Raw genomic sequence first — 16,301 nt, 5'->3', positions numbered from 1 at the left:
TCCGTTATTTGCGCGCGAGCTCGCCGTCGCGGCACAGCAGCGTCGCGGCGACGATGTCGTCGGTCAGGTCGATGTTCAGCGTGCCTTCCTTCGTGACGATCAGCTTCATGAAGTCCAGCAGGTTGCGCGCGTACAGCGCCGACGCGTCCGACGCGACCATCGATGCGAGGTTCGTGTAGCCGGCGATCGTCACGCCGTGGTGCACGATCACCTGGTCGGCGACGGTCAGCGGGCAGTTGCCGCCCTTGCGGCCGTCGATTTCCGGGCCGCGGCCGGCCGCGAGATCGACGAGCACCGAGCCGGGCTTCATCGACTGCGCGGTGTCGACCGAGATCAGCGTCGGCGCCGGACGGCCGGGAATCAATGCGGTGGTGATCACGATGTCGGCCTGCTTCGCGCGCTCGTGCACGAGCGCGGCCTGGCGGCCGAGCCACGACGGCGGCATCGGGCGCGCATAGCCGCCGACGCCCTGCGCGGCTTCGCGCTCTTCGTCGGTTTCGAACGGGACGTCGAGGAACTTCGCGCCGAGCGACTCGATCTGCTCCTTCACGGCCGGCCGCACGTCGGACGCCTCGATCACCGCGCCCAGCCGCTTCGCGGTCGCGATCGCCTGCAGGCCCGCGACGCCCGCGCCGAGAATCAGCACGCGCGCCGCCTTCACGGTGCCCGCGGCCGTCATCAGCATCGGCATGAAGCGCGGATACAGCGATGCGGCCACCAGCACGGCCTTGTAGCCGGCGATGTTCGCCTGCGACGACAGCACGTCGAGACTCTGCGCACGCGTGGTGCGCGGCGCGGCCTCGAGCGCGAAACCGGTCACGCCGGCCGCGGCGAGTTTCGCCGCCTGTTCGCCGTTGAACGGCTCGAGCATGCCGACCAGCACGGCGCCGCGCTTGAGCAACGGCAGTTCGGCGTCGGTGGGCGCCTGGACCTTCAGCACGAGGTCGGCGGCAAAAGCGGCCGACTGGTCGGTCAATTCGGCACCGGCGGCCACATAGGCTTCATCGGGATAGCTGGCTGCGCTGCCGGCCCCTTTCGCGATACTGACGCGATGGCCGGCCGCCGCGTATTTCTTCACGGTTTCCGGCGTCGCAGCCACACGCGCCTCGTTGGCCCGCGTTTCAGCAGGCACTCCAATATGCATCGTCAGTTCCTCCAGTCATTGTCAGTATTTCTTTTCTTGCGATTTTTACTGCGCAACGAGCCGGACAGGCTGACTTACCGGCTCACGAGCAACGGCTTTCACGCTGCACTTTAACCGAAAGCGATGGCCCCGCCAGCACTTTCCGCACGACCGTGCTCGAATGCGACATGCGCTTGACCCGTGCCGTCACGCATCCCCGGCACGGACGATCTGCCGGGGTCGGATTCGTCTAACCAGACGGCCGGCAGCGTTCGGGCGCAACCGGTAAAATGCCGAACCATGAAACCCGAACTCTGGACCCCGCATGTGACGGTCGCCGCGCTCGTCGAGCGCGCCGGCCGCTTTCTCGTGATCGAGGAAGAAACCTCGACGGGCCTGCGCATCAACCAGCCGGCCGGTCATCTCGAAGCCGGCGAAACGCTGGCCGACGCCGTGATCCGCGAAACGCTCGAGGAAACCGCGCACCCGTTCACGCCCGACGCGCTCGTCGGCGTCTATCTCGCGCACTACGAGCGCCCCGGCAGCGCCGGCGCGACCTACCTGCGCTTCACGTTCTGCGGCACGGCCGGCGAGCCGATCGCGGGCCATGTGCTCGACGACGGCATCGTGCGCACGCTGTGGATGACGGCGGACGAGTTGCGCGCGTGCAGCGAGCGCCATCGTTCGCCCGCGGTGATGCGCTGCGTCGACGACTATCTCGCCGGGCGGCGCATCCCGCTCGATTTCGTGCACACGCATTCGGTCGCCCCGCGCCCCGAGGCATTCGAACGTCAGGCGGTCAGCAAATGAGCAAGCGCCGTGTAGTGGTGGGCATGTCGGGCGGCGTCGATTCGTCGGTGACCGCGTGGCTGCTGAAGGAACAGGGCTACGACGTGGTCGGCCTGTTCATGAAGAACTGGGAAGACGACGACGACGGCGAGTACTGCTCGACGCGCCAGGACTGGATCGACGTCGTGTCGGTGGCCGACCTGATCGGCATCGACGTGGAAGCCGTCAACTTCGCCGCGGAATACAAGGACCGCGTATTCGCCGAGTTCCTGCGCGAATACTCGGCCGGCCGCACGCCGAACCCCGACGTGCTCTGCAATGCCGAGATCAAGTTCAAGGCGTTCCTCGACCACGCGATGTCGCTCGACGCGGAAATGATCGCGACCGGTCACTACGCACGCGTGCGCGAACGCGACGGGCGTTTCGAACTGCTGAAGGCTTTCGATCATACGAAAGACCAGTCGTACTTTCTGCACCGGCTGAACCAGGCGCAACTGTCGAAGACGATGTTCCCGCTCGGCGAGATCCCGAAGACGAAGGTGCGCGAGATCGCCGCGCAGATCGGGCTGCCGAATGCGAAGAAGAAGGATTCGACCGGCATCTGCTTCATCGGCGAACGGCCGTTCCGCGATTTCCTGAATCGCTACCTGCCGACCAAGCCGGGCCCGATGAAGACGCCCGACGGCAAGGTGGTCGGCGAGCACATCGGCCTCGCGTTCTATACGTTCGGCCAGCGCAAGGGCATCGGCCTCGGCGGCAGCAAGAGCGGCAGCGGCGAGCCGTGGTTCGTCGCCGCGAAGGACATCGCGTCGAACACGCTGTACGTCGTGCAGGGCCACGATCATCCGTGGCTGCTGTCGCGCGAGCTCGTCGCCGGCAACGTGAGCTGGGTCGCCGGCGAGCCGCCGGCCGACGGCTTCGCGTGCGGCGCGAAGACGCGCTACCGGCAGGCCGACGCGGCGTGCGTATTCGGGCGGGCCGCGACAGGCGCCGAGGCCGCCGGCCCGGCAGGCGAAGCGCGCTTCTCGCTCGCGTTCGACGACGCGCAATGGGCCGTCACGCCCGGTCAGTCGGCCGTGCTGTACGACGGCGAGATCTGCCTCGGCGGCGGCATCATCGAATCCGCGGCCACCGGCCAGCCCGGTCAGGCCACGTCGGCGGGCCACGCGCCGGCACTCGCCGAAGCACGCTGACATCCATTCGGTTTAGACTTGCGGCACGTCGCGCCCGGCGGAACACGATTCCGCCGCGGCCGGCGCGCCGCCGCGCAGCGTACGCATGGCGGTATTTCAAGATTCTTACGGAGTCCCCATGCTTTCAAGACGCTACCTCGCGATGTGGTGTGCTGTCCTGCTGCTCATCGCCGCGGCCGCACTCGCGTCGATCCACGTGCTTTCGTGGCTGTGGATCATCCTCCCCGTCGCCCTCGTCGCGCTCGGCCTGTACGACCTGAACCAGGACCGCCACGCGATCCTGCGGAACTACCCGCTCTGGGGCCACTTCCGCTTCCTGTTCGAATTCATCCGACCTGAAATCCGCCAGTACTTCGTCGAGGACGACACCGACGAGAAACCGTTCTCGCGTGCGCAGCGCAGCCTCGTCTACCAGCGCGCGAAGAACGTCGCCGACAACCGCCCGTACGGCACCGAGCTGAACGTGAAGGCCGTCGCGCACGAATGGATCAGCCATTCGCTCGCGCCGACGAAGCTGCCGAACCACGATTTCCGCATCCGCGTCGGCGCGAGTCGCGCGCAACCGTACGACATTTCGATCTTCAACATCTCGGCGATGAGCTTCGGCTCGCTGTCCGCGAACGCGATCCGCTCGCTGAACCTCGGCGCGAAGAAAGGCGGCTTCGCGCACGACACCGGCGAAGGCTCGCTGTCGAAGTACCACCGCGAGCACGGCGGCGACATCATCTGGGAAATCGCGTCCGGCTACTTCGGCTGCCGCAACGACGACGGCACGTTCAATCCGGACAAGTTCGCGAAGCAGGCCGCCGATCCGCAGGTCAAGATGATCGAGGTGAAGCTGTCGCAGGGCGCTAAGCCCGGTCACGGCGGCGTGCTGCCGGCCGCGAAGATCACGCCCGAGATCGCCGAGACGCGCGGCGTGCCGATGGGCAAGGACTGCATCTCGCCCGCGACGCATTCGGAATTCTCGACGCCGCGCGGACTGCTCGAATTCGTCGAGCGGCTGCGCACGCTGTCCGGCGGCAAGCCGACCGGCTTCAAGCTGTGCATCGGCCATCCGTGGGAATTCTTCGGGATCGCCAAGGCGATGCTCGAAACCGGCATCGTGCCCGACTTCATCGTCGTCGACGGCGCGGAAGGCGGCACCGGCGCGGCGCCGCTCGAATTCACCGACCACGTCGGCGTGCCGCTGCAGGAAGGGCTGCTGCTCGTGCACAACACGCTCGTCGGAATCGGCGTGCGCGATCGCGTGAAGCTCGGCGCGAGCGGCAAGATCATCACCGCGTTCGACATCGCGCGCACGCTTGCGATCGGCGCGGACTGGGTGAACTCGGCGCGCGGCTTCATGTTCGCGGTCGGCTGCATCCAGGCGCAGCACTGCCACACCGACCGCTGCCCGACCGGCGTCGCGACGCAGGATCCGGTGCGCCAGCGCGCGCTCGTCGTGCCCGACAAGGCCGAGCGCGTGTACAACTTCCACCGCAACACGCTGCATGCGCTGCAGGAACTCGTGCAGGCGGCCGGACTCGCCCATCCGTCCGAGCTGCGCGCGCATCACATCGTGCAGCGGGTCGCGCCGCACGAGGTGCGATTGATGTCGCAACTGCTGAAGTACCTGAAGCCCGGTGCGCTGCTCGACGGCCAGACCTGCGGCTTCTCGCTGTACGACAAGTGGTGGCCGATCGCGCGCAGCGATTCGTTCACGCTCGGCGAAGCCGTGTACGCATCGATCGAGTGACGCACGCGGCCGCTCCGCTGCGGCGGCCCACGCGACAAAAAGAAAAGCGCCCCGCGGGGCGCTTTTCTTTCGTCTGCCGAATGCGCGCGGGCCGGGCCGCGGCTCAGTTCTGCGGCAGCGTATCGGCGAACGACGGTCGCTGCTGCAGCTTCACGAAGTGCTTGTCGAGGTTCGGGTGGCGATCGCGCCAGTTAAGCTCGGGCATCCGGAAGTCGAGGTAGCCGAGCGCGCAGCCGAGTGCGATGTCGGCGAGCGTGTAATGATTACCGACGCACCACGTCTTGCCGCCGAGCCCCTGCGACATCGCGACGAGCGCATCGTCGATCTTGCGTTGCTGGCGCGCGATCCAGCTCGGGCTGCGCTGCCCTTCTTCGCGCAGCGTGTGTTCGAGACGGATCGCGACCGCCGCGTCGAGCACGCCGTCGCCCAGTGCTTCCCAGCAGCGCACTTCCACGCGCTCGCGGCCCGACGGCGGAATCAGCTTGCCGACCGGCGACAGCGTATCGACGTATTCGCAGATCACGCGGGAATCGAACACCGCGGCACCATCCTCCATCACGAGGCACGGGACCTTGCCGAGCGGATTCGAAGCATGAATATCCGTCTCCGGCGCCCACACGTTCTCGAGCTCCAGCTTGTAGTCGATCTTCTTTTCAGCAAGCACGATCCGCGCCTTTCGGACGTACGGGCTGCTGAGCGAACCGATTAATTTCATCATCTGCCTTTTTAAGGGAACCGCCGAGAGTATACGTTGTCGTCGATCATAACCGGCCGGTGCAGCCGGGTAGAAAATCGCCCGTCCGGCCTGTGGATGGTTTGCAACAGCGGCCGCGCGGGCCCAGTCGGTGCGGCTTCCGGCCCCACTCTCACGCACGGCGTCACGCGGCGCTACAATCGCACGAATGAACGCGCCCCTCGATACCGCCATCGCCGTCGACGTCTACCGCCAGCGCCGTGAACGCGTGCTTGCCGCACTGCGTGCCGCGGGCGGCGGCGTCGCCATCGTCCCCACCGCGCCGGAAATGCTGCGCAACCGCGATACGGCCTACCCGTACCGGTTCGACAGCTACTTCCATTACCTGACGGGCTTCACCGAGCCGGATGCCGTGCTCGTGCTGAACGCGGCCGCGCCGCACGGCGCGCCGGAATCGATCCTGTTCTGCCGCGCCAAGAACGTCGACCGCGAGATCTGGGAAGGCTTCCACTACGGGCCCGAGGCCGCGCGCGACGCGTTCGGCTTCGACGCGGCGTTCGCGGTCGACGTGATCGACACCGAGATGCCGCGCCTGCTCGCCGATGCGGGCACCGTCCACTACCGGTTCGGCGCATCGGCCGACTTCGAGCGCCAGCTCGCCGGCTGGCTCGACGCGGTGCGCGCGCAGGCACGCGCGGGCGTCGCCGCGCCGGACGCGCTGCTCGATCTCACGCCGCTGCTCGACGACATGCGGCTCGTGAAGGACGAACACGAACTCGCGATCATGATGCGCGCCGCGCACATCTCCGCGCTCGCGCATCGCCGCGCGATGCAGGTGTGCCGCCCCGGCATCCGCGAATACGAGCTCGAGGCCGAGCTGCTGTACCTGTTCCGCAAGCACGGCGCGCAGGCGCCCGCGTACGGCTCGATCGTCGCGGCCGGCGCGAACGCGTGCGTGCTGCACTACCCGGCCGGCAACGCGGCCGCGCGGGACGGCGACCTGATCCTGATCGACGCCGCCTGCGAACTCGACGGCTATGCATCCGACATCACCCGCACGTTCCCGGCGAACGGGCGCTTCTCGCCCGCGCAGCGCACGCTGTACGACATCGTGCTCGCCGCGCAGCAGGCCGCGATCGACGCGACGCGCGCGGGCGTGCCGTTCGAGGCGCCGCACGACGCGGCCGTACGCGTGCTCGCCCAGGGGCTGCTCGACACCGGCATCATCCCGAAAACGCGCTTCTCGAACGTCGACGACGTGATCGCCGAGCGTGCGTACACGCGCTTCTACATGCACCGCACCGGCCACTGGCTCGGCATGGACGTGCACGACTGCGGCGACTACCGCGAGCGGCTCGCCGCGCGCGACGCCAACGGCGCGCTGCCGTGGCGCACGCTGAAGCCCGGCATGACGCTCACCGTCGAGCCCGGCCTGTATGTGCGCGCGGCCGACGACGTGCCGCCCGAGTACTGGAACATCGGCATCCGCATCGAGGACGACGCGATCGTGCGCGAGCACGGCTGCGAACTGATCACGCGCGGCGTGCCGGTCGCGGCCGACGAGATCGAGGCGCTGATGCGCGCGGACGCATGACCGGCCGCCGACCGTACCCTCCGTTTCACGAATCAAGATGACGACCGCTTCCTCCCCGGCCACGCCGGACTACGACCTCGCCATCGTCGGCGCGGGCCCCGTCGGGCTCGCGCTCGCCGGCTGGCTCGCCCGCCGCAGCGCGACGCAGCACGCGTCGATCGCGCTGATCGATGCGCGCGAACCGGCCGCGAGCGCGAACGACCCGCGCGCGATCGCCGTGTCGCACGGCAGCCGCGTGCTGCTCGATACGCTCGCATGGCCCGCCGACGCCACGCCGATCGAACATATCCACGTGTCGCAGCGCGGCCATTTCGGCCGCACGCTGATCGACCGCGACGAACACGCGCTCGCAGCGCTCGGCTACGTGGTGCGCTACGGCTCGATCGTGCAGGCACTCGCGGGCGCCGTACGCGGCACGCGCGTCGAATGGCTCACGTCGACCACCGCGCACACGCCGCAGCAGGATGCCGACGGCGTCACGCTGACGCTCGACGGCCCGCAAGGCGAACGCACGCTGCGTGCGCGCATCGTCATCAACGCCGAAGGCGGGCTGTTCCACCAGCAGCAGGCCGATACGGGCAAGCATCGCCGCGACTACGGCCAGACCGCGCTCGTCGGCACGGTCGCGGTATCGGCGCCGCGCCCGAACGTCGCGTGGGAACGCTTCACGCACGAAGGCCCGCTCGCGCTGCTGCCGCTGGGCGGGCCGCGTCAGGCCGACTACTCGCTCGTCTGGTGCTGTACGCCCGACGAAGCGGCGCGACGGGCCGCGCTGCCCGACGATGCGTTCCTGCGCGAGCTCGGCAGCGTGTTCGGCGAACGCATGGGCGAATTCGTCGCGATCGCCGGGCGCGCGTCGTTCCCGCTCGGCCTGAACGCCGCGCAGACGCTCGTCAACGGCCGCATCGCGATCGTCGGCAATGCCGCGCAAACGCTGCATCCGGTGGCAGGCCAGGGGCTCAACCTCGGCCTGCGCGATGCACACACGCTCGTCGACACACTGTCCGCACAAGGCTTCGAAGCGACCGCGCTCGCGACCTTCAACGCGCGCCGCGCGCTCGACCGGCGCTTCACGATCGGCGCGACCGACACGCTGGCGCGCCTGTTTACGGTCGACGCGGGCCCGCTGCCACTGCTGCGTGGCGCGGCGCTCACCGCGCTCGAATTCGTGCCGCCGCTCAAGAAGGCGATCGCACGCCAGATGATGTTCGGCCAGCGCAACTGACACGCGGCGCGCCGCACCGCCTCTCCAGGCAAACCGGGTCAAATCGGCGGGGCATGGGAATACGGTAAAATGCCCGTTTTCCGTCTTCCCTTCCCCTGCCCGCGCGTGCCGCGGGCGGCGCCATTGCGATGCCCGTTATCGGCCCTCACGTATTGCGTAACAACCTGTTCGTCGCCCCGATGGCCGGGGTGACGGATCGTCCGTTCCGCCAGCTGTGCAAACGGCTGGGGGCCGGTTACGCCGTGTCCGAGATGGTCGCGTCGAACGCGCAGCTGTGGAAAAGCGCGAAGACGATGCGGCGCGCGAACCACGAAGGCGAAGTCGAGCCGATCGCGGTGCAGATCGCCGGCGCCGATCCGGCGATGATGGCCGAAGCGGCCCGCTACAACGTCGACAACGGCGCGCAGATCATCGACATCAACATGGGCTGCCCGGCGAAGAAGGTCTGCAACGTCGCGGCCGGCTCCGCGCTGCTGCAGAACGAGCCGCTCGTGCAGCGGATCGTCGAGGCGGTCGTCGCGGCGGTCGGTACCGGGCCCGATGCGGTGCCCGTCACGTTGAAGATCCGCACCGGCTGGGACCGCGAGCACAAGAACGCGATCACGGTCGCGCGCCTGGCCGAGGCAGCCGGCATCTCGATGCTGACCGTGCACGGCCGCACGCGCGCCGACCTGTACCGGGGCGACGCCGAGTACGACACGATCGCGGCCGTGAAGGCGGCCGTGCGGATTCCGGTCGTCGCGAACGGCGACATCACGTCGCCCGCCAAGGCGAAGGCCGTGCTCGATGCAACCGGCGCCGACGCGCTGATGATCGGTCGCGCCGCGCAAGGCCGGCCGTGGCTGTTCCGCGAAATCGATCATTTCCTGCAAACCGGCGAGCTGCTGCCCCCGCCGCGGATCGACGAGATCCAGCACGTGATGAACGAACACCTGGAAGACCACTACGCTTTCTATGGCGAATTCACCGGCGTCCGTACTGCGCGCAAGCACATCGGCTGGTACACTCGCGGCCTTTCCGGTGCCAACGGGTTCCGGCACCGAATGAACACGCTCGATTCCACCCGCGAGCAACTCGCCGCCGTCAATGCATTCTTCGAGGCGCAAAAGGCGCTGTCGGACCACCTCGTCTACGTCGACGACGAAGAGGAAAACGGCCAGGGCGAGTCGGACGACCATAACCAGTTAGCAGCATGAGCAAGCACAACATCGAACAATGTGTCCGCGAGAGCCTGGACGTGTATTTCCGGGATCTAGACGGCTCCAATCCGCACGACGTCTATGAAATGGTGATGTCCTGCGTCGAAAAGCCGATGCTCGAGGTCGTGCTCGTACAGGCCGGCGGCAACCAGTCGCTCGCCGCGGAGTACCTCGGCATCAATCGCAATACGCTGCGCAAGAAGCTGCAGCAGCACGGCCTGCTGTAGGCGGCCGTCCCGTCCCCGTTTCCCTGGCTATTGGTGGTTCCATCATGATCAAGCAAGCGCTCATTTCCGTTTCCGACAAGACCGGCATCGTCGACTTCGCGAAGTCGCTGTCCGACCTCGGCGTCAAGCTGCTGTCGACGGGCGGCACCGCGAAACTCCTCGCCGACGCGGGCCTGCCCGTGACCGAAGTGGCCGATTACACGGGCTTCCCGGAAATGCTCGATGGGCGCGTGAAGACGCTCCACCCGAAGGTGCACGGCGGCATCCTCGCGCGCCGCGACCTGCCCGAGCACATGCAGGCGCTCGAACAGCACGGCATCCCGACGATCGACCTGCTCGTCGTGAACCTGTATCCGTTCGTCGCGACGATCGCGAAGGACGACTGCACGCTCGCCGACGCGATCGAGAACATCGACATCGGCGGCCCGACGATGCTGCGCTCGGCCGCGAAGAACCACCGCGACGTGACGGTCGTCGTCGATCCGGCCGACTACGCGGTCGTGCTCGATGAAATGAAGGCGAACGGCAATACGGTCGGCTACCCGACCAACTTCCGCCTCGCGACGAAGGTGTTCGCGCACACCGCGCAATACGACGGCGCGATCACGAACTACCTGACGAGCCTGACCGACGAGCTGAAGCACGCATCGCGCGGCGCGTACCCGGCCACGCTGAACCTGGCGTTCGACAAGGTTCAGGACCTGCGCTACGGCGAGAACCCGCACCAGAGCGCGGCGTTCTACCGCGACCTCGCGGCGCCGGCCGGCGCGCTCGCGAACTACCGCCAGCTGCAGGGCAAGGAACTGTCGTACAACAACATCGCGGATTCGGACGCGGCGTGGGAATGCGTGAAGACGTTCGACGCGCCGGCCTGCGTGATCATCAAGCATGCGAACCCGTGCGGCGTCGCGGTCGGCAACGACTCGGCCGACGCGTACGCGAAGGCCTTCCAGACCGACCCGACCTCGGCATTCGGCGGCATCATCGCGTTCAACCGCGAAGTCGACGAAGCGGCCGCGCAAGCCGTTGCGAAGCAGTTCGTCGAAGTGCTGATCGCCCCGTCGTTCTCCGACGCCGCGAAGCAGGTGTTCGCCGCGAAGCAGAACGTGCGCCTGCTCGAAATCGCGCTGGGCGACGGCCATAACGCATTCGACCTGAAGCGCGTCGGCGGCGGCCTGCTCGTGCAGTCGCTCGATTCGAAGAACGTGCAGCCGCACGAGCTGCGCGTCGTCACGAAGCGGCACCCGACGCCGAAGGAAATGGACGACCTGCTGTTCGCATGGCGCGTCGCGAAGTACGTGAAGTCGAACGCGATCGTGTTCTGCGGCAATGGCATGACGCTCGGCGTCGGCGCCGGCCAGATGAGCCGCGTCGATTCCGCCCGCATCGCGAGCATCAAGGCGCAGAACGCCGGCCTGACGCTGACCGGCTCGGCCGTCGCGTCCGATGCGTTCTTCCCGTTCCGCGACGGCCTCGACGTCGTCGTGGCGGCCGGCGCGACCTGCGTGATCCAGCCGGGCGGCTCGATGCGCGACGACGAAGTGATCGCGGCAGCCGACGAGCACAACATCGCGATGATCCTGACGGGCGTGCGCCACTTCCGTCACTGATCGCCGCACGCGGCCCGCGCGGCCGCTGCACCGGAACCCGGCGGCATCATCCCCGCCGGGTTTTTTATTGCGCGACGCCTTCGCGCACGGCCGGGCGACCGGTTGGCCGCACCATTCGTTGTAGTATCGCTGCATCACGCCACTCTCCTCACTCATGCGAATTCTCGGCATCGACCCCGGCCTGCGCGTCACCGGCTTCGGCGTCATCGACGTCAGCGGCCACCGGCTCGCCTATGTCACGAGCGGTGTGATCCGCACGCCGACGGCCGACCTGGCCACCCGGCTCGGCACGATCTTCCAGGGCGTGTCGACGATCGTGCGCGAACACGCGCCCGACCAGGCCGCGATCGAAAAGGTGTTCGTCAACGTGAACCCGCAGTCGACGCTGCTGCTCGGCCAGGCGCGCGGCGCCGCGATCTGCGGCCTCGTCGCGGGTGGCCTGCCGGTCGCCGAATACACGGCGCTGCAGCTCAAGCAGGCCGTGGTCGGCTATGGCCGCGCGACCAAGACGCAGATGCAGGAAATGGTCACACGGCTGCTCAACCTGTCCGGCCAGCCCGGCTCCGACGCGGCCGACGCGCTCGGCATGGCGATCTGCCATGCGCACGGCGGCAACACGCTCAGCACGCTGGGCGGCCTCGCGCCGGCGCTCGCGCAGAAAGGGCTGCGGGTGCGGCGCGGCAGACTGGTCGGCTGACGCCGCACACCGCGGCCCGGCACGTCGGCTCGACTGCATTGGCCGCCTTGCCCGGTTTGCCCGCGCCCGCCATGCGCGCGACCCGCGCCGCTTCGGCCTGACGGCCGCGCCCATCGGCATTGCGCCGCGCGTGCGCTACACTCGCGCTTTCTTCCTCGCATCCCGTCCTCCATGATCGGTCGCATCGCCGGCATCCTGCTCGAAAAGAACCCGCCTCATCTGCTCGTCGACTGCAACGGCGTCGGCTATGAAATCGACGTGCCGATGAGCACCTTCTACAACCTGCCGCAAACGGGCGAACGCGTCGTGCTGCTCACGCAGCAGATCGTCCGCGAGGACGCGCACCTGCTGTACGGCTTCCTGACGCCACAGGAGCGCACGACCTTCCGCGAACTGCTGAAGATCACCGGCATCGGCGCGCGCATGGCGCTCGCCGTGCTGTCCGGCATGAGCGTGCAGGAACTCGCGCAGGCCGTGACGATGCAGGACGCCGCCCGCCTCACGCGCCTGCCCGGCATCGGCAAGAAGACCGCCGAGCGCCTGCTGCTCGAACTGAAGGGCAAACTCGGCGCCGACCTCGGCGCGCTCGCCGGCGCCGCGTCGCCGTCCGACCACGCGACCGACATCCTCAACGCACTGCTGGCGCTCGGCTACTCCGAGAAGGAAGGCCTTGCCGCGATCAAGAACGTACCGGCCGGCACCGGCGTGTCCGAAGGCATCAAGCTCGCGCTGAAGGCATTGTCGAAGGCGTAACGCGCGCTCGATCCGGCCGTCGAAGCCAGTGTCGCGCCGCCGCGCGGCGCTCGCCAGTCGGCCGTTCGGCCAGGTGGCCCGGGCTGCGTCGCGCGGTACAATGGCCGCATGATTGAAACCGACAAACTCGCCACCGAGCAGCGGATCATCGCCGCCACACCTGCCTCGTCGCACGAGGAGGTGTTCGAACGTGCGTTGCGACCACGCCAGCTCGACGACTACGTCGGCCAGGAAAAGGTGCGCGGCCAGCTCGAGATTTTCATCGAAGCCGCGAAGCGCCGCTCCGAGCCGCTCGACCACGTGCTGCTGTTCGGGCCGCCGGGTCTCGGCAAGACGACGCTCGCACACATCATCGCGCGCGAGATGGGCGTGAACCTGCGCCAGACGTCGGGCCCCGTGCTCGAGCGCGCGGGCGATCTCGCCGCGCTGCTGACGAACCTCGAAGCGAACGACGTGCTGTTCATCGACGAAATCCACCGGTTGTCGCCGGTCGTCGAGGAAATCCTGTATCCGGCGCTCGAGGATTACCAGATCGACATCATGATCGGCGAAGGCCCGGCCGCGCGCAGCGTGAAGCTCGACCTGCAGCCGTTCACGCTGGTCGGCGCGACCACCCGCGCGGGGATGCTCACCAACCCGCTGCGCGATCGTTTCGGGATCGTCGCGCGCCTCGAGTTCTACGACGCCGATCAACTGTCGCGCATCGTACGGCGCTCGGCGTCGCTGCTGAATGCGCAGATCGATCCGAACGGCGCGCTGGAAATCGCGAAACGCTCGCGCGGCACGCCGCGGATCGCGAACCGGCTGCTGCGTCGCGTGCGCGACTTCGCGGAAGTGAAGGCCGACGGCCAGATCACCGCGGCGGTTGCCGACGCCGCGCTCGCGATGCTCGACGTCGATCCGGTCGGCTTCGACCTGATGGACCGCAAGCTGCTGGAAGCGATCCTGTACAAGTTCGATGGCGGCCCGGTCGGCATCGACAACCTCGCGGCGGCGATCGGCGAGGAGCGCGACACGATCGAGGACGTGCTCGAACCGTACCTGATCCAGCAGGGCTTCCTGCAGCGCACGCCGCGCGGGCGCGTCGCGACGCTGCTCACGTATCGCCACTTCGGGCTGTCGGTACCCGACGCGCGCCGCCCCGAACGCGACGAGTGGGATACCCCCGACGGGAAGTAATCCGTCGCCCGAGCCGCACCGCCATGACGACGCCGCCCAGCCGCCACCCCACCGCGCCCGCGCCGGGCCCGCGCTGGGCCGAGCCGATCCGCAAGCGGCTCGTGGCCGGCATCACGCACCTGACGGCCGGCGGCGGTGGCCCGTCGATCGATCTCTCCTCTCCGCCCGGAGACCCGGGGCTGTTCGGCCCCGACGCCGTCTGCTGGCGCGTGCATGCCGATTTCACGTCGATGATGACGGGCGGCATCGCCGCGTTGCTGCTGCAGGCGCTCCACCCGCTCGCGCTCGCGGGCGTCTGGGATCATTCGTCGTTCCGCACCGACATCTTCGGCCGCTTGCGGCGCACCGCCACGTTCATCACGGGGACGACGTTCGGCAGCCGCGCGGACGCGCTCGCGCTGATCGAGCGCGTGAAAGCGATCCATGCGCGCGTCACGGGCAGCGCGCCGGATGGCCGGCCGTACCGCGCCGACGATCCCGCGTTGCTGACCTGGGTGCACGTCGCGGAAGTGTCGAGCTTCCTCGCCGCGCATCTGCGTTACGTGAATCCGGCGCTGCCGGGCGAACTGCAGGACCGCTACTACGCGGAGACGGCACTGATCGCCGAGCTGCTCGGCGCCGATGAGGTCCCTCGTTCACGCGCCGAGGTGGCGGCCTATCTCGCGCGCATGCTGCCCGAACTCGAAGCCGGGCCGCGTACCTTCGACGTGATGTCGATCCTGCTGAACGTGCCGGTCGCGAGGCCCGCGCTGCGGCCTGCCGCGTCGCTGGTGATGCATGCCGGGATCGACCTGCTGCCGCCGTGGGCGCAGCGCATGCTCGGCGTGTCGACGTTCGCGCCGTTGCGGCGTGCGGTGGTCCGGCCCGGCATCCGCGCGGTCGCCCCCGTGCTGCGCTGGGCGCTCGTCAACGGCGCGTCGAAGCGTGCGCGCCGCCGCGCGACGGCCACCCCGTCCGACGACACTCCGCCAGCCTGACGATCCGCTTGTTCGGATCATTTCAATTTACTGTCAAATACCTGTGACAAGCTGACGGGCTTGCACCCGCGCACGGTCGCACGTCCTGCCTGTCACGCATGCCCGCGGCCCGCGCGGTGTCCCGCCACCCGCTACCGACACCCGATGCCCGCGATGCCACGCCTGCCGATCCGTTTCGCCCTTGCCGCCAGCCTGTCCACCCTCTTCGCCCTCGCCGCGTGCGGCGGCGATGATGTCGTCGCCGTCGCACGCACGGACGCACAACCGCCATCCGGCGGCACGACGACGCCGGCTCCCACGCCGCCCGCCACGACCACCCCGCCACCGGGCAAGTGGAAGGCGGCCCGCGCCGGCGACCTGATCGACGTCACGCTCGGCGATCTCCATCCGACGCAGGGTGCGATCGGCTACGACCAGATCTACTACAAGCTCGGCCGCTATGAACTGCAGCCCGACAAGAAGTTCGACGACTTCTGCGCGGACGAAGGCCTCGGCGGCGTCGCATCGAGCGGCTACACGGCCCGATCGTCGCTGCGCGAGCCGGCCAGCTACACGTGCGCGACGACCGACGCGAACGCCCGCGACCGCTCGGTGCTGAACCCCGTCGTGATCGGCCCGAACGGCGACGCGCTGTACCTGACCGACGGCCACCACGGCCTGTCGACCTATTACGAGACGCCCGACGGCGGCCCGGCGCTGCACGTGCACGTCGTCGTCAAGGACAACCTCAGCGACTACTCGGGCGACGCGTTCTGGCAGCAGATGCAAAGCCGCGGCTACCTGCGCCTGAAGAACGGCGAAGGCAAGCCGATCACGACCGCGCAACTGCCGACCGGCCTCGGCCTGACACTCGGGATGACGAACGACCGCTACCGCTCGCTCGTCTATTTCACGCGCGACATCGGCTACAGCAAGCCCGCACAAGCAACCGACTACCTCGAGTTCTACTGGGCCGACTGGCTGCGCGCGCAGCCCGGCACGTTCGCGCTGGCGAGCTACGACCTCACGCGCGGCGGCACGACCGATCCCGACCCGGCGAAGGCCGACACCGGCTACCTGAATGCGGTCTGGAACGCATCGACGCGGATGGTCGCGGCCACCGACCCCGTGATCGACGGCAAGACGGGCGCCGACCTCGGGCGCGCCGATGCGATCAACGGCGGGAAGAAATACAGCAAGGGGGAATTCGACAAGCTGCGCCAGCCGATCACGGCCGACAAGCCCGGCAAGATCGCGTACGCGCTCGACTACAAGACGCGTCACGGGCTGCCGCAGTAAGCACCACACCGAAAGGAAGAAAGGG

Annotated in this window: 15 protein-coding genes; 13 read left to right on the top strand and 2 right to left on the bottom strand. The window is 68.3% G+C overall.

Translation table 11 applies throughout. The features are described 5' to 3' along the window. Positions 1–4: 4 nt before the first annotated feature. Complete coding sequence (locus H0X95_RS17610) at positions 5–1,144, bottom strand: Re/Si-specific NAD(P)(+) transhydrogenase subunit alpha (protein WP_012492952.1); 1,140 nt, start codon at positions 1,142–1,144, stop codon at positions 5–7. A 279-nt stretch (positions 1,145–1,423) separates the two neighbouring features. Between H0X95_RS17610 and H0X95_RS17605 the strand changes: the two genes are divergently transcribed. The 3 genes from H0X95_RS17605 (at position 1,424) to H0X95_RS17595 (ending at position 4,843) form a co-directional block, all read left to right on the top strand. After that, on the top strand, positions 1,424–1,933 hold the full coding sequence (locus H0X95_RS17605) for an NUDIX hydrolase (RefSeq protein ID WP_006493325.1): 510 nt from the start codon (positions 1,424–1,426) through the stop codon (positions 1,931–1,933). After that, on the top strand, positions 1,930–3,105 hold the full coding sequence (mnmA, locus tag H0X95_RS17600; RefSeq protein ID WP_006497521.1) for a tRNA 2-thiouridine(34) synthase MnmA: 1,176 nt from the start codon (positions 1,930–1,932) through the stop codon (positions 3,103–3,105). The genes H0X95_RS17605 and mnmA overlap by 4 nt, the downstream gene beginning before the upstream one ends. A 118-nt stretch (positions 3,106–3,223) precedes the next feature. Beyond that, positions 3,224–4,843 (top strand): FMN-binding glutamate synthase family protein, encoded by a 1,620-nt coding sequence (locus H0X95_RS17595; RefSeq protein WP_006483441.1) that lies wholly within the window; start codon positions 3,224–3,226, stop codon positions 4,841–4,843. A gap of 103 nt (positions 4,844–4,946) precedes the next feature. Here H0X95_RS17595 and H0X95_RS17590 read toward each other — a convergent pair whose 3' ends face one another. Next, positions 4,947–5,561, bottom strand: a complete 615-nt coding sequence (locus tag H0X95_RS17590) for a glutathione S-transferase family protein (protein ID WP_034178360.1) — start codon at positions 5,559–5,561, stop codon at positions 4,947–4,949. 184 nt (positions 5,562–5,745) lie between these two features. Between H0X95_RS17590 and H0X95_RS17585 the strand changes: the two genes are divergently transcribed. From H0X95_RS17585 to H0X95_RS17540, 10 genes are all read left to right on the top strand, one after another. Then, on the top strand, positions 5,746–7,131 hold the full coding sequence (locus H0X95_RS17585) for an aminopeptidase P N-terminal domain-containing protein (RefSeq protein ID WP_048987089.1): 1,386 nt from the start codon (positions 5,746–5,748) through the stop codon (positions 7,129–7,131). A gap of 37 nt (positions 7,132–7,168) precedes the next feature. Further along, a complete protein-coding gene (locus H0X95_RS17580; protein WP_059721656.1) occupies positions 7,169–8,356 on the top strand; it encodes a UbiH/UbiF/VisC/COQ6 family ubiquinone biosynthesis hydroxylase in 1,188 nt (395 codons plus the stop codon). A gap of 128 nt (positions 8,357–8,484) precedes the next feature. Further along, a complete protein-coding gene (dusB, locus tag H0X95_RS17575) occupies positions 8,485–9,552 on the top strand; it encodes a tRNA dihydrouridine synthase DusB (RefSeq protein WP_006497523.1) in 1,068 nt (355 codons plus the stop codon). Next, positions 9,549–9,782, top strand: a complete 234-nt coding sequence (locus tag H0X95_RS17570; RefSeq protein ID WP_006476892.1) for a Fis family transcriptional regulator — start codon at positions 9,549–9,551, stop codon at positions 9,780–9,782. The genes dusB and H0X95_RS17570 overlap by 4 nt, the downstream gene beginning before the upstream one ends. Positions 9,783–9,826: 44 nt before the next feature. After that, positions 9,827–11,392 carry a bifunctional phosphoribosylaminoimidazolecarboxamide formyltransferase/IMP cyclohydrolase gene (gene purH, locus H0X95_RS17565; RefSeq protein ID WP_034201023.1) on the top strand — a complete coding sequence of 522 codons (1,566 nt, stop codon included), beginning with the start codon at positions 9,827–9,829 and terminating at the stop codon, positions 11,390–11,392. Between the two features lie 154 nt (positions 11,393–11,546). Beyond that, on the top strand, positions 11,547–12,089 hold the full coding sequence (ruvC, locus tag H0X95_RS17560; protein ID WP_006476894.1) for a crossover junction endodeoxyribonuclease RuvC: 543 nt from the start codon (positions 11,547–11,549) through the stop codon (positions 12,087–12,089). Positions 12,090–12,260: 171 nt separating this feature from the next. Then, complete coding sequence (gene ruvA, locus H0X95_RS17555; RefSeq protein ID WP_021162490.1) at positions 12,261–12,842, top strand: Holliday junction branch migration protein RuvA; 582 nt, start codon at positions 12,261–12,263, stop codon at positions 12,840–12,842. Positions 12,843–12,950: 108 nt separating this feature from the next. Continuing rightward, complete coding sequence (ruvB, locus tag H0X95_RS17550) at positions 12,951–14,021, top strand: Holliday junction branch migration DNA helicase RuvB (protein WP_006483430.1); 1,071 nt, start codon at positions 12,951–12,953, stop codon at positions 14,019–14,021. Between the two features lie 23 nt (positions 14,022–14,044). Continuing rightward, positions 14,045–14,998: an oxygenase MpaB family protein gene (locus H0X95_RS17545; protein ID WP_006497524.1), complete on the top strand. Its 954-nt coding sequence runs from the start codon at positions 14,045–14,047 to the stop codon at positions 14,996–14,998. 153 nt (positions 14,999–15,151) lie between these two features. Beyond that, positions 15,152–16,276, top strand: coding sequence for a ParB/Srx family N-terminal domain-containing protein (locus H0X95_RS17540; protein WP_034178361.1), 1,125 nt, complete (start codon positions 15,152–15,154; stop codon positions 16,274–16,276). Positions 16,277–16,301 lie beyond the last annotated feature (25 nt).

The sequence above is a fragment of the Burkholderia sp. 9779_493 genome, assembly GCF_015712215.1.
Lineage (GTDB): Bacteria > Pseudomonadota > Gammaproteobacteria > Burkholderiales > Burkholderiaceae > Burkholderia > Burkholderia cenocepacia.
This window is presented reverse-complemented; position numbering and strand designations above follow the sequence as displayed.